General features: G+C 72.5%; 24 protein-coding genes. 12 read left to right on the top strand and 12 right to left on the bottom strand.

Features of this window, described 5'->3' with window-relative positions; translation table 11 throughout:
- Positions 1-2 precede the first annotated feature (2 nt).
- Entirely contained in the window at positions 3-308 is a 306-nt protein-coding gene (locus BLW32_RS11310; RefSeq protein ID WP_068525116.1) for a metal-sensitive transcriptional regulator, read from the top strand.
- A gap of 184 nt (positions 309-492) precedes the next feature.
- Here the strand turns inward: BLW32_RS11310 and zapE are convergent, their stop codons facing one another.
- On the bottom strand, positions 493-1518 hold the full coding sequence (zapE, locus tag BLW32_RS11305; RefSeq protein WP_068525115.1) for a cell division protein ZapE: 1026 nt from the start codon (positions 1516-1518) through the stop codon (positions 493-495).
- Positions 1519-1577: 59 nt separating this feature from the next.
- Between zapE and BLW32_RS11300 the strand changes: the two genes are divergently transcribed.
- From BLW32_RS11300 to msrB, 4 genes are all read left to right on the top strand, one after another.
- Positions 1578-2189: a dihydrofolate reductase family protein gene (locus BLW32_RS11300; RefSeq protein WP_225535506.1), complete on the top strand. Its 612-nt coding sequence runs from the start codon at positions 1578-1580 to the stop codon at positions 2187-2189.
- 36 nt (positions 2190-2225) lie between these two features.
- Positions 2226-3779, top strand: coding sequence for an alpha/beta hydrolase (locus BLW32_RS11295; protein WP_068742117.1), 1554 nt, complete (start codon positions 2226-2228; stop codon positions 3777-3779).
- Positions 3780-3876: 97 nt separating this feature from the next.
- The gene (locus BLW32_RS11290) at positions 3877-5112 is read left to right on the top strand and encodes a glycosyltransferase family 87 protein (RefSeq protein WP_068742118.1); all 1236 of its coding nucleotides are present in this window, start codon (positions 3877-3879) and stop codon (positions 5110-5112) included.
- A 9-nt stretch (positions 5113-5121) separates the two neighbouring features.
- Positions 5122-5550: a peptide-methionine (R)-S-oxide reductase MsrB gene (msrB, locus tag BLW32_RS11285; RefSeq protein ID WP_068525112.1), complete on the top strand. Its 429-nt coding sequence runs from the start codon at positions 5122-5124 to the stop codon at positions 5548-5550.
- Between the two features lie 33 nt (positions 5551-5583).
- Here msrB and hemQ read toward each other — a convergent pair whose 3' ends face one another.
- The 3 genes from hemQ to hemE are packed head-to-tail and all read right to left on the bottom strand — an operon-like array spanning position 5584 to position 8654.
- The gene (gene hemQ / locus BLW32_RS11280; protein WP_068525111.1) at positions 5584-6285 is read right to left on the bottom strand and encodes a hydrogen peroxide-dependent heme synthase; all 702 of its coding nucleotides are present in this window, start codon (positions 6283-6285) and stop codon (positions 5584-5586) included.
- 33 nt (positions 6286-6318) lie between these two features.
- On the bottom strand, positions 6319-7584 hold the full coding sequence (locus tag BLW32_RS11275) for an FAD-dependent oxidoreductase (RefSeq protein ID WP_068525110.1): 1266 nt from the start codon (positions 7582-7584) through the stop codon (positions 6319-6321).
- Positions 7581-8654 (bottom strand): uroporphyrinogen decarboxylase, encoded by a 1074-nt coding sequence (gene hemE, locus BLW32_RS11270; protein WP_068525109.1) that lies wholly within the window; start codon positions 8652-8654, stop codon positions 7581-7583. The genes BLW32_RS11275 and hemE overlap by 4 nt, the downstream gene beginning before the upstream one ends.
- 95 nt (positions 8655-8749) lie before the next feature.
- Here hemE and BLW32_RS11265 point away from each other — a divergent pair, with 95 nt between their 5' ends.
- Together BLW32_RS11265 and BLW32_RS11260 are read left to right on the top strand one after the other, a co-directional pair.
- Positions 8750-9367 carry a DUF3000 domain-containing protein gene (locus BLW32_RS11265; protein ID WP_068742119.1) on the top strand — a complete coding sequence of 206 codons (618 nt, stop codon included), beginning with the start codon at positions 8750-8752 and terminating at the stop codon, positions 9365-9367.
- 8 nt (positions 9368-9375) lie between these two features.
- Positions 9376-10596 carry an HRDC domain-containing protein gene (locus BLW32_RS11260; protein ID WP_068742120.1) on the top strand — a complete coding sequence of 407 codons (1221 nt, stop codon included), beginning with the start codon at positions 9376-9378 and terminating at the stop codon, positions 10594-10596.
- Between the two features lie 27 nt (positions 10597-10623).
- On the opposite strand, the gene dxs is transcribed toward BLW32_RS11260, so the two are convergent.
- From dxs to BLW32_RS11245, 3 genes are all read right to left on the bottom strand, one after another.
- Complete coding sequence (gene dxs, locus BLW32_RS11255) at positions 10624-12558, bottom strand: 1-deoxy-D-xylulose-5-phosphate synthase (protein WP_068742121.1); 1935 nt, start codon at positions 12556-12558, stop codon at positions 10624-10626.
- A gap of 67 nt (positions 12559-12625) precedes the next feature.
- Positions 12626-13828 (bottom strand): class I SAM-dependent RNA methyltransferase, encoded by a 1203-nt coding sequence (locus BLW32_RS11250; protein ID WP_068742122.1) that lies wholly within the window; start codon positions 13826-13828, stop codon positions 12626-12628.
- A complete protein-coding gene (locus BLW32_RS11245) occupies positions 13812-14501 on the bottom strand; it encodes a DUF3159 domain-containing protein (RefSeq protein WP_068742123.1) in 690 nt (229 codons plus the stop codon). The genes BLW32_RS11250 and BLW32_RS11245 overlap by 17 nt, the downstream gene beginning before the upstream one ends.
- An 80-nt stretch (positions 14502-14581) precedes the next feature.
- Between BLW32_RS11245 and BLW32_RS11240 the strand changes: the two genes are divergently transcribed.
- Positions 14582-15280: a hypothetical protein gene (locus BLW32_RS11240; protein ID WP_068742124.1), complete on the top strand. Its 699-nt coding sequence runs from the start codon at positions 14582-14584 to the stop codon at positions 15278-15280.
- Here the strand turns inward: BLW32_RS11240 and BLW32_RS11235 are convergent.
- Both BLW32_RS11235 and dut read right to left on the bottom strand, forming a co-directional pair.
- A complete protein-coding gene (locus BLW32_RS11235) occupies positions 15264-16085 on the bottom strand; it encodes a DUF3710 domain-containing protein (RefSeq protein WP_082791452.1) in 822 nt (273 codons plus the stop codon). The genes BLW32_RS11240 and BLW32_RS11235 overlap by 17 nt on opposite strands.
- 38 nt (positions 16086-16123) lie before the next feature.
- Positions 16124-16585, bottom strand: a complete 462-nt coding sequence (gene dut, locus BLW32_RS11230; protein WP_068525102.1) for a dUTP diphosphatase — start codon at positions 16583-16585, stop codon at positions 16124-16126.
- Between the two features lie 41 nt (positions 16586-16626).
- On the opposite strand from dut, the gene BLW32_RS11225 reads away from it, so the two are divergent.
- Positions 16627-17100, top strand: a complete 474-nt coding sequence (locus BLW32_RS11225) for a DUF3093 domain-containing protein (protein ID WP_082791453.1) — start codon at positions 16627-16629, stop codon at positions 17098-17100.
- A gap of 28 nt (positions 17101-17128) precedes the next feature.
- Here the strand turns inward: BLW32_RS11225 and BLW32_RS11220 are convergent, their stop codons facing one another.
- Entirely contained in the window at positions 17129-17428 is a 300-nt protein-coding gene (locus BLW32_RS11220; protein ID WP_068525100.1) for a DUF4193 domain-containing protein, read from the bottom strand.
- 268 nt (positions 17429-17696) lie between these two features.
- Between BLW32_RS11220 and cei the strand changes: the two genes are divergently transcribed.
- Positions 17697-18431, top strand: coding sequence for an envelope integrity protein Cei (gene cei, locus BLW32_RS11215; RefSeq protein WP_068525099.1), 735 nt, complete (start codon positions 17697-17699; stop codon positions 18429-18431).
- Between the two features lie 24 nt (positions 18432-18455).
- Here cei and BLW32_RS11210 read toward each other — a convergent pair whose 3' ends face one another.
- Entirely contained in the window at positions 18456-19319 is an 864-nt protein-coding gene (locus BLW32_RS11210; RefSeq protein ID WP_414929959.1) for an inositol monophosphatase family protein, read from the bottom strand.
- Positions 19320-19417: 98 nt separating this feature from the next.
- Here BLW32_RS11210 and ppgK point away from each other — a divergent pair, with 98 nt between their 5' ends.
- Together ppgK and BLW32_RS11200 are read left to right on the top strand one after the other, a co-directional pair.
- Positions 19418-20161 carry a polyphosphate--glucose phosphotransferase gene (gene ppgK / locus BLW32_RS11205; RefSeq protein WP_068525098.1) on the top strand — a complete coding sequence of 248 codons (744 nt, stop codon included), beginning with the start codon at positions 19418-19420 and terminating at the stop codon, positions 20159-20161.
- Between the two features lie 218 nt (positions 20162-20379).
- The gene (locus BLW32_RS11200; protein ID WP_068742125.1) at positions 20380-21834 is read left to right on the top strand and encodes an RNA polymerase sigma factor; all 1455 of its coding nucleotides are present in this window, start codon (positions 20380-20382) and stop codon (positions 21832-21834) included.
- A gap of 69 nt (positions 21835-21903) precedes the next feature.
- On the opposite strand, the gene BLW32_RS11195 is transcribed toward BLW32_RS11200, so the two are convergent.
- Complete coding sequence (locus BLW32_RS11195) at positions 21904-22989, bottom strand: epoxide hydrolase family protein (protein WP_068525096.1); 1086 nt, start codon at positions 22987-22989, stop codon at positions 21904-21906.
- Between the last annotated feature and the right edge of the window lie 118 nt (positions 22990-23107).

Genomic DNA, 23107 nt, shown 5'->3' with positions numbered 1-23107 from the left:
CCATGACCACCGACGCCGGCCACGCCCACCACGGCTACATGTCCGACAAGGACGAGTACCTCAAGCGGCTGCGCCGCATCGAGGGGCAGGCCCGCGGCCTGCAGCGGATGGTCGAGGAGGAGAAGTACTGCATCGACATCCTCACGCAGGTCTCCGCCATGACCAAGGCCCTCCAGGCCGTGGGCCTCGGCCTCCTCGAGGACCACATGAGCCACTGCGTCGTGAACGCCGCCCGCTCGGGCGACGAGGTGGAGACGGCCGCCAAGCTCAAGGAGGCGACCGACGCGATCGCCCGATTCACGCGCTGAACCACTTCCACAGTTGCGGCCACGCATTCCGGACACCGGAATGCGCGAAGCGACTTCCCCGGAGTAACGCGTTCCCGTACAGTGGCAGTTGTCAGCGAAGTGAGACGCGTCTCACACTCCGACACCCTCACCCATGCACCCGCCCGGCCCACACATCACCGGGCGGGTGTTGGTGTGCTCGGAGCTATTTCACCTCGGCGGAGGCGAAGCGCGACAGCGCGAGCAGGCGCGACGTCGCGCGCAAGTACTTCTTGCGGTACCCGCCGGCCAGCATCTCCGGGGTGAAGATCTCGTCCAGCTTGGCGCCGGAGACCAGCACCGGGATCCCGGCGTCGTAGAGCCGGTCCGCGAGCACGACGATGCGCAGCGCGACGGTCTGGTTATCGGCCGGGTGGACGCCCCGGATGCAGACCTTGGAGATCCCGTCGACCAGCTGCTTGTACCGCGAGGGGTGCAGCTTCGACAGGTGCTCGGACAGCGCGTCGAAGTCGTCCAGCGTCGCCGTCGGATCGGACTCGGCGACGGCGACGAGCTCCTCGTCGGTGAGCGGGTCCGGCGCGGGCGGCAGGTCGCGGTGCCGGTAGTCGGGACCGTCGACGCGCACCGACTGGAAGACCGAGCTGAGCTTGTTGATCTCGCGCAGGAAGTCCTGCGCGGCGAACCGGCCCTCGCCCAACTGACCGGGCAGGGTGTTCGACGTGGCGACGATGGACACGCCGCGGGCCGCCAGCTCGGTGAGCAGGCGCGACATCACCATCGTGTCGCCGGGATCGTCGAGCTCGAACTCGTCGATGCAGATCACGCTGTGGTTGGCGAGGTACTCGACGCACTGGTTGAAGCCGAGCGCGCCCACGAGGTGGGTGTACTCGACGAAGGTGCCGAACGACTTCGGCGACGGGACGCTGTGGAAGATCGACGCCAGGAGGTGGGTCTTGCCGACGCCGAAACCGCCGTCGAGGTAGAGGCCCACGCCGTGCGGCGGGGTGCTCTTGCGGCCGAACAGACCCTTCTTGTTCCGCTGCTTGGAGAGCTTGACGACGTCCGCGACGAAGGCGCGGCCCGTCTGGACCGCGGCCGCCTGGGTGGGCTCGTTCGGGTCCGGGATGTAGCTGTCGAAGCTGACCTCGCTGAACATCTCCGGCGGAACGAGCTGCTCCACCATCTGCTCCGGCGTCACCGTCGGGTTGCGATCAACGAGATGCAGCGTCATGGGTCGTGATCATATCCGCTGGTCGTCGCGGTCGAAAAATCCCGCGCTACGGTCGTGACGTGATCGAGCCACTCCCCGCGGACGATGCCGCCCTCGCCCTCGCCTACGCCCACCCGCTGGCGGAGGGCCGACCGTACGTGCGTGCCAACATGATCAGCTCGCTCGATGGATCGTCCACCGCGGCGGGCCGGTCCGGCGGCCTGGGCGGGGACGGGGACCGGCGGGTCTTCGGAGCCCTCCGCGCGGCCGCCGACGTCGTCCTCGTGGGTGCGGCGACGGTGCGCGACGAGGACTACGGCACGCCCGAGCGCCCGGCACTGGCGATCGTCACGCGCGGGACGATCGCTCGCACCGACCGCCTCTATCCGCCGAGCGGCGCCGAGCCGATCGTCTATTCGGGGCACGGCGAGTCGGTGGACCTGCGTGCCGTGCTCGGCGACCTGTACGCGCGGGGCCACCGCCGCGTGCTCGCCGAGGGCGGCCCCGGCGTCCTCGGCGCACTGCTCGCGGCGGGCCTCGTCGACGAGCTCTGCCTCACCGTCGCGCCGGTGCTCGCCGGTGGGGACGGCAGGCGGATAGTCACCGGCCCCGACCTGCCGCTCGACCGCTGGCAGCGACGCCTGGTCCTCGGCGACGACGAGGGCTACCTCTACACGCGCTGGGCGCGCTGACGTGCCGGACTCCGTGATCTGGTTACTGTGAACGGCATGTCCCACGCGCGCACCCGAGCCCTCGCCGCCGCCGGGATCGCCGTCGGCGCCTTCGTCGCCGTGTCCGCCTGCACACCGGTCCCGGCCCCGACCCCCGACTACGTCACGGACTTCGGGAAGGGCGGTCGGGCACCGTCGCCCTCGGGAGACGCCGGGCCGAAGGGGCCGGAGTGGAAGGCCTCGGCGAAGGACCCGCTCGCCTGGCAGGACTGCACGAGCCGGCTGGCGGGCCGGTACGGCACCCCGCCTGCGGCGAACGCCACGCTGCAGTGCGCCACGCTGACCGTCGGCGTCGGCCAAGCCGAGGCGCCCCTGAAGCTGTCGGTGACGCGGGCGCGTGTGCCCGGCACGCCGGACACTGCCGCTCCCCTGGTCCTGGTGGGCGGGACCGAGTTCACCGGCCAGCGCGCCCTGTCCACCCTCGCCGCCGGCGACAGCCCGGTGCTGGCGAACCGGCCCGTGGTGGCCGTCGAGCGGCGCGGCATCGGGACGTCGGGCGCGCTCACGTGCCGCACGGCCGACGATCAGTCCGTGCTCCGCAGCGGCGGGACCGCGGGCCAGAGCCTCGAGACGCGGGTGGCGAAGGTCGGCGAGTCCGCGCAGAAGGCCTCGACCACGTGCGGCGACGCGTACGCCGACGCGATCTCCGACTTCACCGCGCCCGCAGCGGCCGACGACCTCGAGAAGCTCCGCACCACCTGGAACGTGCCCGCCCTGGGCCTGCTGGCCGTCGGCGACGGCTCCACGACCGCCCTCGCGTACGCGGCCGAGCACCCGAAGCAGGTCGCGCGGCTGATCCTCGACTCCCCCGTCCGCTACGGCGGCACCGAGCTGCAGCGCGCCGAGGACGCCGCGCGCGGGACGTCCGCCACCGTCGACGCCTTCGCCGCCCAATGCGGCCCCACATGCGCCCTCGGCGCGGACCCCGCCGGCGCCGTGCGCGCGATCATCGACGACGCGGCCGCGGGCCGGCTGGGCTCGTTCACGGACTCCGATGTCCGACGGGCCGTGGTCGTCACCCTCGGCACCGGCCCGGGCGACCGGGACGCCCGCATCACCCGCCTCGCCACCGCGCTCCAGGGCGCACGGTCCGGCGACGCCGCCCCGCTGCGCGCCCTCCTGCGCACCGCCGACGAGGCACTCGGCACCGACGGCCAGTTCGTCGCGCGCTGCTCCGACGCCGTCACCAAGGCCTCCCCAGACCAGGTCCTCGCGTCCGCGCGGAAATGGGGTCCCGAGTTCCGGCTGGGCGCCGCCACCGCGCTCGACCTCGGCACCTGCGGGGCCTGGCCGACGATGACGACCCCGCCGAAGCTCACCGACCTCGGCGTGACGTCGGTCGTCGCCACCTCCGCCGCCGACCCGCTCACCGCGCGCACCGCGCTCGACACCCTGACCGGCCAGCTCACCGTCGTCGGCGCGCAGCCCTCGGCCGTCACCTGGGCCGGGATCGGCGACGGCGCCGTGATCCGCTCGTCGTGCGTCCAGAAGTCGCTGATCGGGTACCTGGACAAGCTCGACGCACCGTCGACCCGCGCCTGCCCCGCGTGACCGCCCCGGGCCCGTCCGGCCCCACCCGGGCGGGCCTCCCGGTGCTTGTGGCCCCGTTGGGTACGGTTTAGCCGTGTCGTCAGTAGCCCTCGCGCGGATGAAGTCCGATCCCGGCCTCGTGGTCAAGGCCATTCTGTGGCCCCTCGCCCTGCTCACGCTGCTGCAGCGGCTGATCGTCCTGGTCCCGAACGGGAACAAGACCGACGACTTCACCACGGTGTACGCGGCCGCGGTGCGGTTCCTGCGCCACGAGGCCGTGTACACCGAGAACTACGACACGGTCGATCCGCACTACCTGTACCCGCCGTCGGGCACGCTGCTCATGGCACCGTTCGGGTACTTCGATCCGGAGACGGCGCGGTACATCTTCGTCGGGCTGAGCGCCGTCGCGCTGCTGCTCGCCCTCTACATCCTGCTCCGCATGTTCGGCTACGGCCTGAACTCCGTGGTCGCGCCCGTCGTGCTCTTCTTCGCCGTCACCACCGAAGCGGTGACCAGCACGCTCGTCTACACGAACTTCAACTGCTTCGTCCTCCTCGCCGAGGTGGCCGCGATGGCGCTGCTGCTCAAGCGCAAGGACCTGTGGGCCGGCGTCCCGCTCGGGCTGTCCTTCGCGGTCAAGCCCCTCCTCGCCGTGATGCTGCTGCTGATCATCGTGAATCGGCAGTGGAAGACACTGATCACCGCGATCGGCATCCCCGTCGTGTTGATGGGCGCGGGTATGGCGCTCTCCGCAGATCGCACGGAGTTCTTCCACAAGACGCTGCCGTATCTGGGCGGCGCGCGCGATTACTACAACAGCTCGATTGCCGGGAACGCCCAGTACTTCGGCCTGCCGCCCTGGCTGGACTACTTCCTTCGGGCGGCCGTCGTCGTCATGGCCGCGGTCACGCTGTGGCTGCTGTGGAAGTACTACCGCACGAGCAACGAGCTGCTGTGGCTCACGACCTCCACCGGCACCCTGCTGACGGCGTCGTGGCTCGTCGGATCGCTGGGCCAGGGCTATTACTCGATGCTGCTGTTCCCCATGCTGATGACGGTCGTCTACCGCAGCTCCGTGATGGGCAACTGGGTGTCCTGGGTCGCGGTCTACGGCTTCCTCAGTTACGACAACTGGCTCTCGGGCAAGTGGCCGGCGTTCGGCCGCTCGCTCGCGTACCTCAAGTGCACCCTCGGCTGGTCGCTGCTCATCGTCGTGCCGTTCTGCGTGCTCCTCTTCCGGTACCTCGACGCGAAGGCCGAGAACCGGCTCGACGAGGGCATCGACCGGCCGCTCCCGCCCGAGGAGGAGCCCGGAAAGCACGAGCTGGCACCATCCGCCGCGCGCGGTTAGTTTGGAAGCATGAGTGAGGCCAGTACTCCCAAGCCCAAACTGCAGCTGAGCGATTCGGAGTGGCGGCAGCGCCTGACCGCGCCCGAGTTCCGCGTGCTCCGGCAGGCGGGCACCGAGGCGCCGTTCACCGGCGAGTACACCGACACGAAGACGTCCGGCGTCTACCGCTGCCGCGCCTGCGGCGAGGAGTTGTTCCGCTCCGACGCGAAGTTCGAGTCCCACTGCGGCTGGCCGTCGTTCTTCTCGCCGCTCGCGGGCGACAAGATCATCGAGCGGGTGGACACCTCGCTGGGCATGCGCCGCGTCGAGGTGCTCTGCGCCAACTGCGGCAGCCACCTCGGCCACGTCTTCGAGGGCGAGGGCTACGACACCCCCACCGACCTCCGCTACTGCATCAACAGCATTTCCATGCGCCTGGAGCCCGACGACGCTTCCTGACCCGTCCGCGGCGGTGGTGGGGCGACCCTTCCATCAGGGAAGTGCGGTGACGAGCTCGCGCACCCCCACTCGCGGCCCGGAGAAGAACGGCGTCTCCTCGCGGGTGTGCCGGCGCGCGTCGGTGGCGCGCAGGTCGCGCATCAGGTCGACGATGCGGTGCATCTCGGGAGCCTCGAAGGCGAGCAGCCACTCGTAGTCGCCGAGCGCGAAGGCGGGGACGGTGTTGGCGCGGACGTCCGGGTAGCCGCGGGCGGCGCGGCCGTGGTCGGCGAGCATCTTGCGGCGCTCGTCGTCGGGCAGGAGGTACCACTCGAGGCTGCGCACGAACGGGTAGACGCAGATGTACGCGCCCGGGTCCTCGCCCGCGAGGAACGCGGGGATGTGGCTCTTGTTGAACTCCGCGGGGCGGTGCAGCGCGGTGCTCGACCACACCGGGTCGCTGGCGCGGCCCAGCGCGGTGCTGCGCCGGAAGTCGTTGTACGCGGCCTGCAGGTCCTCGAGCTTCTCGGCGTGCCACCAGATCATGAAGTCGGCGTCGGCCCGCATGCCCGCGACGTTGTAGACGCCGCGCACGACGAGGTCGCCCTCCTGGATCTTCGCCAGGAACGCCTCCGCCTCGGAGGCCGCCGCGGCGCGCTGCTCGTCGTCGCCCAGCTCGCCCGGCGTGATCGAGAACACCGAGAACATCAGGTAGCGGACGGTCGAATTGAGCTCTGCGTAATCCAGTTTGGCCATGGCCTCGATGGTAGTCCCGCGCGCGGAACAGGCTCAGGACAGGTCGGCGAGCACGCGCTGGGCCGCGGCCTCCGCGCGGGCGATGCACGCGGGCACCCCGACACCGTCGAAGTACGCGCCCGCGAGCGCGAGTCCCTTCGGGGTGGCCGCGTCGATCGCCGCGAGGGTGTCACGGTGGCCGGGCAGGTAGACGGGGATGCCCTCGTACCAGCGCTGCACGTGCGCGACGGTCGGCTCGGCGGTGACACCCAGCACGTTGGCGAGGTCGTCCCGCGCCGCCGCGACCAGGCCGGCATCGACGTCGTCGACGATCCGGCTCACGCCCAGGCGGCCGAACGACAGGCGCACGGTGCCGCCGGGCAAGTGGTCCCACTTGCGGCCCGACAGTGTGACCGCCTTGGCGCTGACCTGCTCGCGGCTCGCCACGAGCACGCCGGACAGGTCGGGCAGCTCGGTGTCCTCGGGCAGCCGCAGCGTCACCAGCGCCGAGCTGGCGGCCGGGATCGTACCCACGGCCGCGCCGAGTTCGGGCAGGCTCAGCCCGACGAGGCGGCCCACCTGCGGTGCGGGCACCGCGAGCACGACCGCGTCGAACATCGAGCCGCGCAGGCTCCAGCCGGGTCGCACCTCGGGCACGGGCGCGCCGAGCATGATGCGGTCGCCGAGCCGCTCGGCGAGGGCGTCGAGCAGCTGCTGGTAGCCGCCGCGGAAGGCACCGAAGACGGGGCTGTCGTCGGGCTCGCCGAGCACGTCGCGGACGGCCTCGCCGAGGGACGCGGCGCCCGCATCGAGACGGGCGGCCAGCGCGGGCAGCGCAGCGCGCACGGAGACGTCGTCGGCGTGGGCCGCGAAGACCCCCGCGACCATCGGGTCGACGCTGCGCTCGACCACCTCGTCGCCGAGGCGGGAGCGCACCAGCGCGCCGATCGACGCGTCGGCGCCGGGGTTCCAGCGCAGCGGGATCCGCACCTCGTCGGCGTCCCCCGGGATGCCCATGACGGTACGGCCGAAGCCTCCGCGGAGGGCACCGTCGGCGAACAGCGCCGGGCGGCGGCCCGCCGGCTCGACCAGCTGGTCGGCGAGACCGAGCTCGGTCGCGAGGTCGATCACCTCGGGCCGGCGGCGCACGAAGGCCTCGGCGCCCACGTCGAGGCGTTCCCCGCCGATGGTCTCGGAGCGCAGCTTGCCGCCCACGCGGTTGCCCGATTCGAAGACGGTGACGCGCGCGCCCGCCTGCTGCAGCCGCAGCGCGGCGACCAGCCCCGAGATGCCCGCCCCGACGACGGCGACGTTGCTCATAGCGCGTGCACCAGGTCGACGACACGGGTGAGCGCGTCGGGATCGGTCGACGGGAGCACGCCGTGGCCGAGGTTGAAGACGTGCCCGGTGGCGCCCGCGGCGAGCGCCGCATCGCCGTCGGCGACGACGCGCCGGACCTGGGCGTCGACGGTGTCGCGGTCGGCCATCAGCGTGGCGGGGTCGAGGTTGCCCTGCAGCGCCTTCCCCGGGCCGACACGGCCCGCCGCCACGTCGAGCGGGACGCGCCAGTCGACGCCCACGACGTCGGCCCCGGCCTCGCCCATGGCCCCGAGCAGCTCGCCGGTGCCGACCCCGAAGTGGAAGGCGGGCAGCGCGGGTGCGCTCTCGCGCAACGCGGCGAACACGCGCGCCGAATGCGGCTGGACGTACTGCCGGTAGTCGGCGAGCGAGAGCGCGCCGGCCCACGAGTCGAAGAGCTGGAAGGCCTGCGCGCCGGCGTCCGCCTGCACCCGCAGGAAGGTGATCGCGATGTCGGCGAGCGCGTCGAGCAGCGCGTGCCAGGTGTCGGGCTCGGTGTACATCAGCGACTTGGTGCGCTCGTGGTTGCGGCTGGGGCCACCCTCGACGAGGTAGGACGCCAGCGTGAACGGCGCGCCCGAGAAGCCGATGAGCGCGACGCCGGCGGGCAGCTCGCCGCGCAGCAACCGCACGGCCTCGGCGATCGGCTCGACCTGGGCCGCGTCGAGCTTCGGCATGGCCGCGACGGCCGCGGCGTCCCGGACCGGCTGCTCGATGACGGGCCCGATCCCGCTCACGATGTCGAGGTCGATCCCCGCCGCCTTGAGCGGGACCACGATGTCGGAGAACAGGATCGCCGCGTCCGTGCGGTGCCGCCGCACCGGCTGCAGCGTGATCTCGCAGACCAGGTCGGGGCGGAAGCACGACTGGAGCATGCCGATTCCCTCGCGCACCTTGCGGTACTCGGGCAGCGAGCGCCCGGCCTGCCGCATGAACCACACCGGGCGGTGCTCCGGGGTGCGCCCCGCCGCCGCGTCGAGCAGCGGGTACGCCGTCGCCGCGGCCGTCGTCGATCGATCCTCGTTACTCATCGTCAACGATCATGTCATGACCTCCGCGCCCGCAGGCCGAGGCCTGCGGCGCGCCTCCGCCTGTGAGGCCTCCCGAGCGGCTACGGTCACGGTTTGTGAGCCAACCAGGAACGGGTGACGAAGCGGCGGGCGGTGCGGGAGCGCGCGGCGCCGAGCCGGAGTCGTTCCGCGTCGCCGTCGAGTCCCTGCACACGGCGACGGTCCGCCCCGAGATCGAGATCGGCAGTATCCGGCCGCCGCAGCGCCTCGCCCCGTACAGCTACGCGCTCGGCGCCGAGGTCCGCGCGCCGGAGACCGACGTGGTGCCGGAGCACTCCGACGGCGAGACCTTCGGCCGCCTGATCCTGCTCCACGACCCGCACGGCCACGAGGCGTGGAACGGCCTCATGCGGCTCGTCGCGTACGTCCAGTCCGAGGTCGACGAGTCCCTGGCGTCCGATCCCCTGCTCCCCGAGGTGGCCTGGAGCTGGCTGACCGATGCTCTGGCGGAGCGCGGCCAGGAAGTGACCGCGCTGGGCGGCACCGTCACCGCGACCGCGTCGGTGCGCTACGGCGACATCGCCGGTCCTCCGCGGGCACACCAGCTCGAACTGCGCGCCTCGTGGACGCCCCTGGGTGAGGACCTGTCCGGGCACGTCGAGGCCTTCTGCGCGGTGCTCGAGACCGCCGCCGGGTTGCCCCCGGCCGGCATCACCCGGCTCGGCTCGGCGTAGGCGCCGCCGTGGGCAAGGCCTCATCGGAACCGGTCCCCGGCATTCCGCTCACCGAACCCGCCGAGGGCGTCCCGGAGCCCCTCACCACCGTCGAGGAGTTCGCGGACTGCGCCGCGGCCCTGCTGCGCGGCACCGGCCCCATCGCCGTCGACACCGAGCGCGCATCGGGTTTCACCTACTCCTCCCGCGCCTACCTGATCCAGATCAAGCGCACCGGCTCCGGGCTGTTCCTGCTCGATCCGATCCACGAGCCCGAGGGCCTCGCGCCGGTGATCGAGGCGATGCGGGGCGTCGAGTGGGTGCTGCACGCCGCCGACCAGGACCTGCCGTGCCTGCGCGACGACGGCTTCGAGTGCGACGAGCTCTTCGACACCGAGTTGGCGGGCCGCCTGCTGGGTGCGCCGCGGGTCAATCTCGCGGCGATGACCTCCGAGTACACCGGCTACGCGCTGGCGAAGGGACACGGCGCCGCCGATTGGAGCACCCGGCCGCTGCCCCACGACTGGCTCAACTACGCGGCGCTCGACGTCGAGGTGCTGGTCGATCTGCGCGACGAGGCCTACGAACGGCTCTCCGATGCGGGGAAGCTGGAGTGGGCGCTCGAGGAGTTCGAGTACGAACGCACGCGGCCCGACCCGCTCCCGAAACCCGATCCGTGGCGCCGCGTCTCGGGGCTGAGCACGCTGCGCAACCGCCGCCAGCTGGCCCGCGCCCGCGAGCTGTGGCTCGCGCGCGACGAGATGGCCGAGCAGCGCAACGTCGCGCCCGGGCGCACCCTGCCGGACGCGGCGATCGTCAACGCCGCCGCGAAGAATCCCACGACGGAAGCGGAGCTCACCGCGCTGCCGGTGTTCGGGGGGCCGCGGATGCGGCGCTCGGCGAAACGCTGGCTCGGGGCGATCCACCGGGCCAACGCTCTCCCCGACGCCTCGCTGCCGCCGCTGCACGGCCCGCGTAACGGGGTGCCCGCGAACAACCGCTGGGCGAAGTCGAATCCCGAGGCCGCCGAGCGCCTCGCCGCGGTGCGCGCCGCGCTCGCCGCGATCTCCGAGGAGGTCGCGGTGCCGGTGGAGAACCTGCTGCCGACGGACGCCGTCCGGCAACTGTGCTGGGACGGCACGGCCGACGGCGCGGGCGCCGTCGACGAGGCGCTCGCCGCCTCCGGCGCACGGAACTGGCAGCGCGCGCTGACCGTCACGGCCGTCGCCGCCGCCCTCGCGTCCGCCTGACAGGCCGGGCCTGGTCGGGTCGGAGGGTCAGCGCACCTGTTCGGGCGTGGCCTGTGCCTTCTCGACGGGAACGGTCACATGCGCGCACGCGGTGACCCACCCGGTGATCCGGAACGCGATCTCCGACGGGGTGAGCCCCAGATCGGTGAGGATCTCGCCGCGGGAGGCGTGATCGAGGAAGCTCTGCTCGATCCCGAGGACACGGGTCGGCACGTCGAGCTCGGCGCGCTGCAGCGCCGCGGTCACGGACGCCCCGATGCCGCCCGCGACGCCGTTGTCCTCCAGCGTGACGACGAGGTGGTGCGACCGGGCGAGGTCGACGATCGACACCGGCACCGGCAGGACCCAGCGCGGGTCGACCACGGTCGCGGAGATGCCCTGCTGGCGCAGGCGGGCCGCGACGTCGACGGCGACGTGGGCGAAGGCCCCGACCGCGACGATGAGCACGTCCCCGCCGCCGGAGGCCTCCTCGACGAGGACGTCGGCACCGTCGGGCAGGCGGCGCACGGCTTCGAGGTCCGCGGGCACCGCGCCCTTGCCGTACCGGATGAGTGTCGGCGCGTCGTCGACGGCGAGCGCCTCGGCGAACTCCTCGCGCAGGCGCGCGGCGTCGCGGGGCACCGCGGCGCGCAGGCCCGGCACGATCGCGGCGAGGGAGAGGTCCCACATGCCGTGGTGGCTGGCACCGTCGGGGCCGGTGACGCCGGAGCGGTCCAGGACCACTGTGACGCCCTGCCCGAGCAGCGCGACGTCCATGAGCAGCTGGTCGAAGGCGCGGTTGAGGAAGGTGGCGTACAGGGCCACGACGGGGTGCATGCCGCCGAGCGCGAGGCCGGCGGCGGAGGTGAGCGCGTGCTGCTCGGCGATGCCCACGTCGTACATGCGGTCGGGGAACTTGCGGCCGAAGTCCGCCACGCCCGTCGGCTCCGCCATGGCGCCGGTGATCGCAACCACGTCGTCGCGCCGCTCGCCGTGCGCGACGAGCTCCTCCGCGAACACCGAGGTCCAGTCGCGGGCGCCGCCGGCGCCGCCCACCGGCAGGCCCGTGGCGGGGTCGATGACGCCGATGCCGTGCATCTGGTCGGCCTCGTGGTTCTCGGCGTGCTCGTAGCCGTTGCCCTTCCGCGTGAGGGCGTGCACCACGACCGGCCCGCCGAAGTCCTTCGCGCGGCGGAGCGCGGCCTCGAGGGCCAGTTCGTCGTGCCCGTCGATGGGGCCGACGTACTTGAGCCCGAGGTCCGCGAACAGCGCCTGCGGGCTCACCATGTCCTTGATGCCGGCCTTCATGCCGTGCAGCACGGAATAGGCCGGCTCGCCGAGCACGGGCAGGTTCCGCAGCCGCCGGCGCGCCTCCCCGAGGAGCCGCTCGTACTCCGGCTGCGTGCGCAGTCCCGACAGGTGCGTCGCCAGGCCGCCGATCGTGGGCGCGTAGGAGCGGCCGTTGTCGTTGACGACGATGACGACGGGGCGGTCCGAGGCCGCGATGTTGTTGAGCGCCTCCCAGCACATGCCGCCGGTCAGGGCGCCGTCGCCGACGACCGCCACGACGGTGCGCTGCTCCCCCTTGAGCGCGAAGGCCTTCGCGAGGCCATCGGCGTAGCTCAGGGCGGCGGAGGCGTGCGAGGACTCGACCCAGTCGTGCTCGGACTCGGCGCGGCACGGGTAGCCGGACAGGCCGCCCGCCTGGCGCAGGGTGTCGAAGCCGTCGCGGCGACCCGTGAGGATCTTGTGCACGTAGGCCTGGTGTCCCGTGTCGAAGAGCACCGGATCGGTCGGCGAATCGAAGACGCGGTGGATCGCCATGGTCAGCTCGACGACGCCCAGGTTCGGGCCGAGGTGCCCGCCCGTCGCCGAGACCTTCTCCACGAGAAAGTCCCGGATCTCGGCGGCCAGCTCGGTGAGCTGGTCCTGATCCAGTCGACGCAGGTCCCGTGGGGACTCGATGGTGCGCAGCAGGTTCATATCCCTCGTGTCTACTCCCGTGAGAGGTGCCTTTGCCACTTTACCGGCGCCGCCGGTCGGACTCACGTTACCGGCCGCGGCGGTCTTCGAGCCCCGGCACGAGCACCGCGAAGGCCTCGAGGTGGTGCGTCCCGGGGAAGGCGTCGTACGCCGCCAGTTCGGCGAGGCGGTAGCCGTTCTCGCACGCTGCGCCCAGGTCGCGGGCGAAAGCGGCGGGGTCGCAGCCGACGTGCACGATCGCCCGCGGTTCCGACGCGGCGATCGCGGACATCACGCCCGCGCCCGCGCCCGTCCGGGGCGGGTCCAGCACCACGACCGACGGCGACGGCAGCCCCCTGAGCCGGGAGGCGACGTCGCCGCGGTGGAAGGCGACGGGCTCATCGGCGAGGGTCTGCCTGCCTGCGGCGATCGCGCCGCCGGAGGTCTCGACCACGTCGACCGCGAAGCCCTGGTCGACCAGGGTGCCGGCGAGGACGCCCGCGCCGCCGTACAGGTCCCAGGCCCGGCCGGGTTCTCCCCCGTACCGCGCGGTGTACGCAGCGACCCACTGCGCGTACCGGGACGCCGCGTCGCGGTGCGCCTGCCAGAAGCCGCCCACGGGGATCCTCCAGGACCGTTCGCCCACCCGGTACTCGGCGAGCGCGTCGCCCGCCAGGACCCGCGCGGGCCGGCCGCGGCGCGCGGGCACCGCGGCGTGCGCGGCACCGGCGTCGTCGAGGACGAGCGCCACCTCGGTGCCCGGGTCGACGCGCAGGCCGCCCGCGGACTCGGTGAGCGCCGCGGGCAGCTGCGCGCAGGGCGCGACGACCACGGCGTCGCTGCGGTGCGCGTGCTGCCCGAGCCGACCGTCACCGTCGGCGACGAGGCGCGCGCGGTGGCGCCAGCCCGTCACCGGGGCGTCCGACAGCGGCTCGACGGTCGGCTCGAACGCATCGGGCTCGAATCCTCCGAAGCGCACGAGGAGGTCGTGCAGCACGTCGGCCTTGAGCTCGCGCTGGTAGGCGGGGTCGGCGAAAGTCAGGTCGCAGCACCCGGCGCCCGCGGCGGCCGCGGCGCAGGCCTCGGGGACGCGGTGCGGCGAGGCTTCGAGGACGTCGACGGTGCTCGCGCGGGCGTAGGACTTCTTCACCTCGGTGACCCGGGCGCGGACCCTCTCCCCGGGCAGCGCGCCGCGCACGAAGATCGCCCGCCCGTCGTGCCGGGCGATGACGAAGCCGCCGTGTCCCGGCGCGCCGCAGGTCAGCTCGAGCAGGTCATTCGGTGCGAGCATGCGTCGCCCTCCTGGCCACGAGGAAGGTGATCAGCAGGCCGACGGCGAACATGGGCCAGCCCATGATGATCCGGGCGACGCCGAGCCCGCCCACGTCGTCGTTCTGGTACAGCGCGAACTGGACGGCGAACCGCACGGCGAACATGGCGATCCACAGCACGGTCAGCCACGCGAACGTGCGGTACTGCCGCCGGTCGGAGCGCCAGTCGGCGCCGGCTCCCGCCGCCGCGCCGGTCTGTTCCTTCTTCCGCTCGTCGAAGAGGTGCCACAGCACCCCGACGAGGGGCCACCGCACGAGCAGCGACACCGCGAAGGCGACGGCGAAGACGGCCTGCATGACGATGCCGTAGAGGAAGTAGCCCTTGCCGTTCCCGCCGACGATCATCGCGATCACCACGCAGACCGCGACGCCGAAGAAACCGGAGATCGCGGGCTGGATCGAGGTGCGGGTCGCGAGGCGGATCACGGCGACGAGTGCCGCCACGGCGAGCGCGGCGATCGCGCCGCCCTTGAGTCCCCAGACGGCGTTCGCGGGCACGAAGGCCATCACCGGCAGCGCGGAGTACACCAAGCCCTGCCAGCCGCCCATCTGCTCGAGCACCTGATCCTTGATCGAGGCCTCGGGGGCGTCCTGCTCAGCCGTTCCCGGCTCCTGCTCAGCACCATCCGTCACAGGAACACAGTACGTGGCCGGGCGCACCCGCGATCCGGTGCCGCCGCCGCGCCACGGGCGGCCCCTGGCATGCTCGCCCCATGCTGTTCCGCGCGCACACCACCGCCGTCCTGCTGCCGGGCTCGGGCTCGGACGCCGATTTCGTGCTCCGCGCGTTCGCGCCGCTCACCGAGCTGTGCGCGCGCACGGTGGCGGTGGACGCGGCGCCGCCGTCCGTGGTGGCGGGGTATCGCGCCGCGCTGGACGCCGCCGCCTCCGACGGCCCGCTGCTGGCCTGTGGCGTCTCGCTGGGCTCGGCGGTCGCCGCGAGCTGGGCGCTGGAGAACCCGGGCGCCGACGTGACGCTGGTGCTCACGCTGCCGCCCTGGTGCGGTCCGGCGGGCCCCGACGTGCCGGCGGCGATGTCGGCGCGGGTGACCGCGGACACCGTCGACGAGGTGGGCGCGGCGGAAGCGATCGCCCGGATGCGGGCCGGGAGCCCGCCGTGGCTGGCGCGGGAATTGAGCCGGTCGTGGGCGGCGCACGGCGCGTTCCTCGCGCCGGCCCTGCGCGAGGCGGCGGGGTACGCGGCGCCGACCGAGGCGGCGCTCGGCGGGCTCGCCGCGCGCACCGTCGTCGTGGGCGCCGAGGGCGACCTGATCCACCCGGTGGCCACGGCTCGGGCCTGGGCCGCCGCGATCCCGGACGCCGCCGGCATCGTGGTCGAGCTGGCCGACCTCGGCCCCGACCCGGCCGTCCTCGGCCGAGCCGGGCTCGAGGGACTTACTGCTGGTTGTTGAGCCTGGTCAGCGCGGAGCCCCGGGTGAGCCGGTCCTGATTGCTCTGCCGCAGGGCGGCGGGGCCGTCGGCGGCGGCGCGCTGCGCGACCTGCGCGGCGATCGACGCGGCGGCCTGCTCCTGCTGCGCCTGCTGCTCGGCCATGGCCTGCTGCAGCTGCTGCACCAGCTCGGCGGGGAGCTCGATCTCGAGGTGATCGCGCGCCGGCCGCGGATCCGTGCCGCGCCGCACCACGGTCTCCGCGAGCATGGCCCGCGCGAGCTGCGCGGCCTGGTCGGCGTTCTCGAGCGGCGCGGCCACCACGATGCGGACCATCCAGCGGGGGCCGTCGACGCCGATGAACCGCAGCACGCCGTCGGGCTGGGTGCCGACGACCTCACGCCCCCAGTGGCCGTCCTCGATCGCGACCTGGGCCCCGTTCTCGCGGAGGGAATCGGCGAGCTCGGTCACGACCTCGCGCCACTGCCCGCCCGATTTCGGCGCGGCGAAGACGCCCGGCGTGATGCGCCCCACCGGGGTGTCGAGGTGCACGCCGACGGGCACCCCCTCGGGGCTCATCTCGACCTGCAGCTGCGACTCCGCCGGCATGGCCAGGATGATCGAGCCCAGGTCGAGGCGGCCGTCGTCGAGGCCGTCGGTGCTCTCGAGGGAATTGAGGTCGTACGGGCCCGCCCCGGTGCCGAGCTCCTGGACCTCGTCGTCGCCCGCGGGCTCCGGCACCGTGTGGTGCTCGGGTTGGCCGATCGTGGCGTACGGATCGACGCTCGCGGTGCTGCGCTGCTTGGACTTGCGGCGGCCGAGGGCCATGGACGGTGCTCCTTGGTTCTTCGAGGGTGGACGGGAAGTCAGTGCGAGGTCTCGAGGCTGGCGTGCCCGCCCGACGAGCCGTAGCCGCCGGCGCCGCGCACCGTCTCGTCGAGGAAGGTGACCTCGTGGAAGTCCGGCAGCTCGACGCGCTGCACGAGCAGTTGGGCGATGCGATCGCCGCGCTTGATCTCGACGGCCTTCTCGCGATCGGTGTTGAGCAGGCACACCTTGAGCTCGCCGCGGTAGCCGGCATCGATCGTGCCGGGCGTATTGACCACCGTGAGACCGTGTTTCGCAGCCAGCCCGGACCGCGGGTGGATCAGGCCGACGGTGCCGTGCGGCAGCGCGATCGCCACGCCGGTGCCGACGAGCGTGCGGGCGCCGGGTTCGATCCGCACGTCGATCGTCGAGTACAGGTCCACGCCCGCGTCGCCGGGATGTGCGCGCTTGGGGAGTGGGAGGCCCTCGTCGAGCCGCAGTAGGGGTATCTGGCTCACCATGGGATGCAGACTACGCTGAAGCCGTGTCGGACGATCGAACAGTGAAGACCTCGAGGCCGGGGAACGGCTACGTCGAGAGGCTCACGGTGCCGTGGTACTGGTGGCTCGCGGGAGCGGTCGTGGCGGGTCTGCTCTGCTTCGAGGTGACGCTCGCCGCGAACTGGGGTGACTGGATGATCGGCGCGTTCGTGCTGATCGTCGCCGTGATCGCGGTCCTGCTGTGGTCGATGGGCCGCGGGAGTGTCGCGGTGCGCGACGGTGAGTTGTGGGCGGGCAACGCCCACCTGCCGCTGGAGCTGATCTCCCGCGCTGCGGCGGTGCCGTCGGAGGCGAAGAGCGCGGCCCTGGGCCGCCAGCTCGATCCCGCCGCGTTCGTCTACCACAAGGGCTGGATCAAGACGATGATCGTCGTGGTCCTCGACGATCCCGACGATCCGACGCCGTACTGGATGGTCTCCACCCGGCATCCGGAGAAGATGCTCGCACTGATCCCCGCCGCGACCACGCTCGGATAGCGAGCGGGCCGCCGCGGAGAAGGTCGCGTCAGGCGCAGTCGATGCAGATCAGCTCGGTGCCGTCCGGATCGGCGAGCCGGCTGCGGTGGTACACCAGGAAGCAGCTGGTACAGGTGAACTCGTCAGCCTGCTTCGGCACCACGCGGACGCTCAGCTCCTCGCCCGACAGGTCGGCACCGGGGAGCTCGAAGGACTCGGCGGTCTCGCCCTCGTCCACATCCACCGTGCCGGACTGGCCCTCGTTGCGACGGGCCTTGAGCTCCTCGAGCGAATCCTCCGAGATCTCGTCCGCCTCGGAGCGCCGTGGAGCGTCGTAATCAGTTGCCATGCCGTGTCATCCCCATCCTTGCTCGTGCCCCCGGTCTCGGGGTTTCCGAGACCGCCGGGCGCGTTGTGTCCCGCGCGAGCGGCCAGAGTGTAGCGCACTCGAAATCGGTTGTCACGGACTTTCCGTGACGGTTGCCGATTCCACCGCTCGTTGCCCCTCCAACGCATGATGAGCCCAGATGATTCCCGCGACCTCCCGCGAGGATTCCCGCGGCGACTCCCGCGCCGCCTCCCCTGCCGGACGGACGCGCTCCCGTACAGTCGGGGCCGTGGTTTCCCAGCTCACCGGCACGGGCCGGCGATTCGACCGGAACGGTGAACCGTTCCGGCGTCGCAACACGCTGCCGATCCTCATCGTGATCGCCGTCCTCGCCGTGGTCGCCATCGCGACCTGGGCCCGCGCCATGTCCTCACAGGAAGAGACGGCCGCGCCCGTGTCCTGCCCGCCGCCGCCGGCACCGTCGGCCTCGGCGACCGCCACGACGACCGGCGCCGCCGCGCGCGCAGGGGCCACGGCCCCGGCACCCGCACCCGCCTCGGGACAGTTCGACGTCGTCTCCCCCGACGACCTCGTCTCGGTCCGGCCCGCGCCGCTCGCGGCCTCGACGGTGCGCGTGCTCAACGCCTCCGGGCAGGCGGGCCGCGCGGAGACGACGCTGAACAAGCTCGCCGACTACGGCTTCGGCGCACCGACCACCGGCGCCTACGGCAACGACCCGGTCTACCCCGAGATGGCCTGCCAGGCGCAGCTGCGGTTCGGCGACTCGGGCAAGGCCGCGGCCGCGGCGGCGTGGATCATCGCGCCGTGCGCCGAACTCGTCAACGACGGGCGGCGCGACAACTCCGTCGACCTGGTCCTGGGTACCTTCTTCACCGATCTCGAGCCCAGCACCGATGCGCAGGAGATCCTGCGCATCCTGCGTGCGGCGCCCGCCGGGGCGGCCGACGGCGGGGCGAACCCCGCGCTCGTCTCGGCGGTCCACAGTCAGTCCTGCAACCGCTGATCGACGCCGCCGGGGCGCCGGGAGCTACAGGGCCTCGAGCCCGCCGGCCGCCCGGAGCAGGGCGATCAGATCGTCGGCGATCCCGGGCGCGGCGGCCAGGGTCAGCGCGCCGTCGTCGCTGTTGGAGTCGGGCGCCGGCACGATCACCACGGCGCCCGCCTCCTGCGCGATGAGGGCTCCGGCGGCCCAGTCCCACGGGCTGAGTCCGTGCTCGAAGTGGGCATCGGCGCGGCCCGCGGCCACCATGCACAGGTCCAGCGCCGCGGACCCGATGCGCCGCACGTCCCGCACCGCGGGAAGCAGCTGCGCGAGCACCCGTCCCTGCTTCTCCCGGCGCTCGCGGGCGTAGCCGAAGCCGGTCGCGACGAGGGCGAGCGCGGGATCGGTGATCGGGTTGGCCCGCAGGTCGCGGACGGTGCCGTCGGGGGCGATCTCACGGGCACCCGCGCCCAGGGCGGCCGCGTAGACGGTGCCGTGCACGACGTCGGCGACGGCGCCCGCGACGGACACCCCGTCGACCCGCGCACCGACGGAGACCGCGTACGCGGGCACGCCGTAGAGGAAGTTCACGGTGCCGTCGATGGGGTCGACGACCCACTGCACCGCGCCGGGCTCCCCGCGCTCGCCGCCGAACTCCTCACCGAGGACCGTGTCGTCGGGCCGCAGCTCGGCGAGGCGCTCCCGCACGAAGCCCTCGGTCTCCGTGTCGACCACCGTGACCGGATCCGTGGGCGTCGACTTCGTCGTGACCCCCTCGGGACGGGACCCGCCGGCGCCGTCGAATGCATTGGCGCCGAAGACCTCCGCCCGGCGGGCGGCGACGCGCTGCGCGGCTTCCGCGGCGACCGTGACGGCGATCTCGGACAACTCCCACCGGTTCAGTTGCACGCCCTCCACAGAACCACAATCCGCGGTACTTTGTCAGCGCCGGGGGCACCCGGGCGGAGGACGAGACGTCCGGCACTTCGAGGAATGCGGAGCAGGCAATGGCGGAGAATCTGGGGTTCGGTGTCGACATCGGCGGCAGCGGCATCAAGGGCGGCATCGTCGACATGGACACGGGCGAGCTGGTCGGCGAGCGCTTCAAGGTGCCCACCCCGCAGCCGTCCACGCCGGGCGCGTGCGCCGGTGCGGTCCGCGAGGTGATCGGACACTTCGGTTGGGACGGCCCCGTCGGGATCACGGTGCCGGCGGTGGTGACGAACGGCACGGTCCGCAGCGCGGCCAACATCGACGCGGGCTGGGTCGGTACCGACGCGAACGAGCTCTTCACCTCCACGCTGGACCGCCCCGTGACGGTGCTCAACGACGCCGACGCCGCGGGGCTCGCCGAGGACCGGTACGGCGCGGGCCGCGATTTCGACGGCGTGATCCTGCTGCTGACGCTGGGCACGGGCATCGGCTCGGCGCTGATCTACCGCGGGACGCTGGTGCCCAACACGGAGTTCGGCCACATCGAGGTGGAGGGCAAGGAGGCCGAGCACCGCGCGGCGAGCTCCGTGAAGGACCGTCGCGGCTGGAGCTACGAGAAGTGGGCGGGACAGGTCAGCCGCGTCTTCCGCGAGTACGAGAAGCTGCTCTGGCCGGACCTGATCATCGTGGGCGGCGGCGTGAGCCGCAAAGCCGACAAGTGGGTCCCGCTGCTCGAGGTGAAGACGCCGGTGATCCCCGCGAAACTGCTGAACACCGCGGGCATCGTGGGCGCGGCGATGGCATCGCAACGCACCTGATCCGCCCGGTTCGGGCGCTTTGACCGCAGGTGAATGCGGGCGGAGCGACCGAATCGTTACAATGGGGTGCCGGCGTCGAAACGCCGGAACAGACGCCGGGCCCTCTCGCCCCCGGACGCCTCAGCCACCACCGACGCCGCGCACGGCTCGGGACCGGTGCTGTTGTCGCGCCCGGGATGCGGTTCCGGCGCACGCAGGCACAGTAGGAAAGGGCGTACGTGGCAGCGACGCAGACCAGCTCCAGCGCACCGTCGACAGGCGGCGTGGACGGTTCGGCCACCTCGGCGGAGACCCCCGCCAAGAAGACCACCGCCAAGAAGGCTCCCGCGAAGAAGGCTCCGGCCAAGAAGGCACCCGCCAAGAAGGCGGCGGCGAAGAAGGCCGCTCCCGCGAAGAAGGCGCCGGCGAAGAAGGCGGCCGCCGGCCCGGCGAAGCGCACCGCGAAGAAGACCGCGGGCAAGAAGGACGCCTCCGCAGCCGGTGCCGAGAGCGGCGCCGAGGACGAGGTCGATCCCGAGCTCGACGGCGATCCCGATCCCACCGAGCTCTCGGACGAGGACGTCGCGCTCGACGCCGACGACACCGCCGACGACGCCACGGAGACCAAGGGCAAGAGCGCGGTCACGAAGCCCGCTCCGGCGGACGCGGAGGACGAGGAGCCGTCCGAGCAGGACAAGGCCTCCGGCGACTTCGTCTGGGACGAGGAGGAGTCCGAGGCGCTCCGCCAGGCGCGCAAGGACGCCGAGCTGACCGCCTCCGCGGACTCGGTGCGCGCCTACCTCAAGCAGATCGGCAAGGTGGCGCTCCTCAACGCCGAGGAGGAGGTCGAGCTCGCCAAGCGGATCGAGGCCGGCCTGTTCGCCGAGCAGCAGATCAACCGGTGGCTCGAGCGCGGCGAGAAGCCCGCGATCGGCATCCGGCGCGACATGAACTGGATCGCCCGCGACGGCAACCGTGCGAAGAACCACCTGCTCGAGGCCAACCTGCGCCTCGTGGTCTCGCTGGCCAAGCGCTACACCGGCCGCGGCATGGCGTTCCTGGACCTGATCCAGGAGGGCAACCTCGGCCTGATCCGCGCCGTCGAGAAGTTCGACTACACCAAGGGCTACAAGTTCTCCACGTACGCCACCTGGTGGATCCGGCAGGCGATCACCCGCGCCATGGCCGACCAGGCCCGCACCATCCGCATCCCGGTTCACATGGTGGAGGTCATCAACAAGCTCGGCCGCATCCAGCGCGAGCTGCTCCAGGACCTGGGCCGCGAGCCCACGCCGGAGGAGCTGGCGAAGGAGATGGACATCACGCCCGAGAAGGTGCTGGAGATCCAGCAGTACGCGCGTGAGCCGATCTCGCTCGACCAGACCATCGGCGACGAGGGCGACAGCCAGCTCGGCGACTTCATCGAGGACTCGGAGGCCGTCGTCGCGGTCGACGCGGTGTCCTTCACGCTGCTGCAGGACCAGCTCCAGTCGGTCCTCGACACGCTGTCCGAGCGCGAGGCCGGTGTCGTCCGCCTGCGGTTCGGCCTCACCGACGGCCAGCCGCGCACCCTGGACGAGATCGGCCAGGTCTACGGCGTGACGCGCGAGCGCATCCGGCAGATCGAGTCGAAGACGATGAGCAAGCTGCGGCACCCGTCGCGCTCGCAGGTCCTGCGCGACTACCTCGACTAGTCGATCGACGCGGAACGGCCCGGCGGATTCTCCGCCGGGCCGTTCCGCGTTCCGTCCGCGTTCGGCGGATCAGGCCGGCTCATCGAGGAACGCGATCAGGTCGCCCGCGTAGTCCTGCGGAACCTCGAGCGCCGCGAAGTGGCCGCCGCGCGGCATCGCGGTGTAGCGGACGACGTTCGCCGCCCGCTCGCACCAGGCGCGCGGGGACTGCGCCTCTCGCGGGTAGATCGCCATGGCGGTCGGCACGGTGATGCGCGCGAGCTCGCCGCCCCATCCGTCGGCGGCGTAGCTGTCCGCGGCCGTCGCCGCGGTCTGCGTGAACCAGTAGATGCTGATGTTCGTGAGCAGCTCGTCGCGCCCGCCGAAGGCGCCCTCGACGTCGTGGTCCTGGGCTCCGGTGTCGATCAGGCCCAGCATCCAGGCGGCGAGGCCGGCCGGACTGTCGTTGAGGGCCGGGCCCACGATCTGCGGCTTCGTGGACTGCACGGCCGCGTAACCGCCCTGGGTGGCCCACCAGTACTGGATGAACTCGGCGTAGGCCCGCTCCTCGTCGGTGAGGTCGGGCTCGCTCCCGGTCGGGTACTCGGCGTTGGTGAGGTGCAGCGCGGTGACCCGGTCGGCATGCCGTCGCGCGAGCTGCGATCCCACGACGGTCCCGACGTCCCCGCCCGCCACCACGAACGTGTCGTAGCCCAGCGTCTCGGTCATCAGGCGCTGGAACAGGTCGGCCGTCGCCGCACTCGACAGCGCGTGACCGCCGGTGAACGCGAATCCCGGGAGCGAGGGCACGACGCAGTCGAAGCCGCGGGCGGTGAGGTCGTCGAGCACGCGACGGTACCGGAACGGCGTGTCCGGCCAGCCGTGCAGCAGCAGGATCGCGCCCCGCGCATCGGCGGCGACGCGGTGCAGGAAGTGCACCGGGCGGCCGTCGACCTCGGCCACGAACTGCGGGATCGCGTTCAGGCCCGCCTCGGCTTCCCTCCAGTCGAACTCCCCGGCCCAGTACGCGACGAGCTCGCGGAGGTACTCGCCGGACGTCCCCCGGGCGAAGTCCGTGTTGGGGGCGACGTCCGGGAACCGCGTGGCGCGGAGCCGCTCCCGCAGGAGCGCGATCTCGGCGTCCGGGACGGCGATGGTGAAGGGGGACACGGTCATGGCGGCTCCGCTCAGAGGGTGATCCGAATCACCTGGGAGTATTCGCCGCTTTCGTCCCGTTCGCATCCCGAAGTCCGGTCCCCCTTGGCCGGGCGGGCCGGACGGGACGGCGGATCCC

This window comes from Tsukamurella tyrosinosolvens (assembly GCF_900104775.1).
Taxonomy (GTDB): Bacteria; Actinomycetota; Actinomycetes; order Mycobacteriales; family Mycobacteriaceae; genus Tsukamurella; species Tsukamurella tyrosinosolvens.
Note: the sequence above shows the minus strand (reverse complement) of the source record. Positions and strands in the feature narration are given on the sequence as shown.

Coding starts and splice junctions, on each gene's coding strand:
- BLW32_RS11310 (WP_068525116.1), top strand. CDS start 3: ATGACCACCGACGCCGGCCACGCCCACCACGGCTACATGTCCGACAAG.
- zapE (WP_068525115.1), bottom strand. CDS start 1,518: ATGACGCTGCATCTCGTTGATCGCAACCCGACGGTGACGCCGGAGCAG.
- BLW32_RS11295 (WP_068742117.1), top strand. CDS start 2,226: ATGTCCCACGCGCGCACCCGAGCCCTCGCCGCCGCCGGGATCGCCGTC.
- BLW32_RS11290 (WP_068742118.1), top strand. CDS start 3,877: ATGAAGTCCGATCCCGGCCTCGTGGTCAAGGCCATTCTGTGGCCCCTC.
- msrB (WP_068525112.1), top strand. CDS start 5,122: ATGAGTGAGGCCAGTACTCCCAAGCCCAAACTGCAGCTGAGCGATTCG.
- hemQ (WP_068525111.1), bottom strand. CDS start 6,285: ATGGCCAAACTGGATTACGCAGAGCTCAATTCGACCGTCCGCTACCTG.
- BLW32_RS11275 (WP_068525110.1), bottom strand. CDS start 7,584: ATGAGCAACGTCGCCGTCGTCGGGGCGGGCATCTCGGGGCTGGTCGCC.
- hemE (WP_068525109.1), bottom strand. CDS start 8,654: ATGAGTAACGAGGATCGATCGACGACGGCCGCGGCGACGGCGTACCCG.
- dxs (WP_068742121.1), bottom strand. CDS start 12,558: ATGAACCTGCTGCGCACCATCGAGTCCCCACGGGACCTGCGTCGACTG.
- BLW32_RS11250 (WP_068742122.1), bottom strand. CDS start 13,828: ATGCTCGCACCGAATGACCTGCTCGAGCTGACCTGCGGCGCGCCGGGA.
- BLW32_RS11240 (WP_068742124.1), top strand. CDS start 14,582: ATGCTGTTCCGCGCGCACACCACCGCCGTCCTGCTGCCGGGCTCGGGC.
- BLW32_RS11235 (WP_082791452.1), bottom strand. CDS start 16,085: ATGGCCCTCGGCCGCCGCAAGTCCAAGCAGCGCAGCACCGCGAGCGTC.
- dut (WP_068525102.1), bottom strand. CDS start 16,585: ATGGTGAGCCAGATACCCCTACTGCGGCTCGACGAGGGCCTCCCACTC.
- BLW32_RS11220 (WP_068525100.1), bottom strand. CDS start 17,428: ATGGCAACTGATTACGACGCTCCACGGCGCTCCGAGGCGGACGAGATC.
- ppgK (WP_068525098.1), top strand. CDS start 19,418: ATGGCGGAGAATCTGGGGTTCGGTGTCGACATCGGCGGCAGCGGCATC.
- BLW32_RS11195 (WP_068525096.1), bottom strand. CDS start 22,989: ATGACCGTGTCCCCCTTCACCATCGCCGTCCCGGACGCCGAGATCGCG.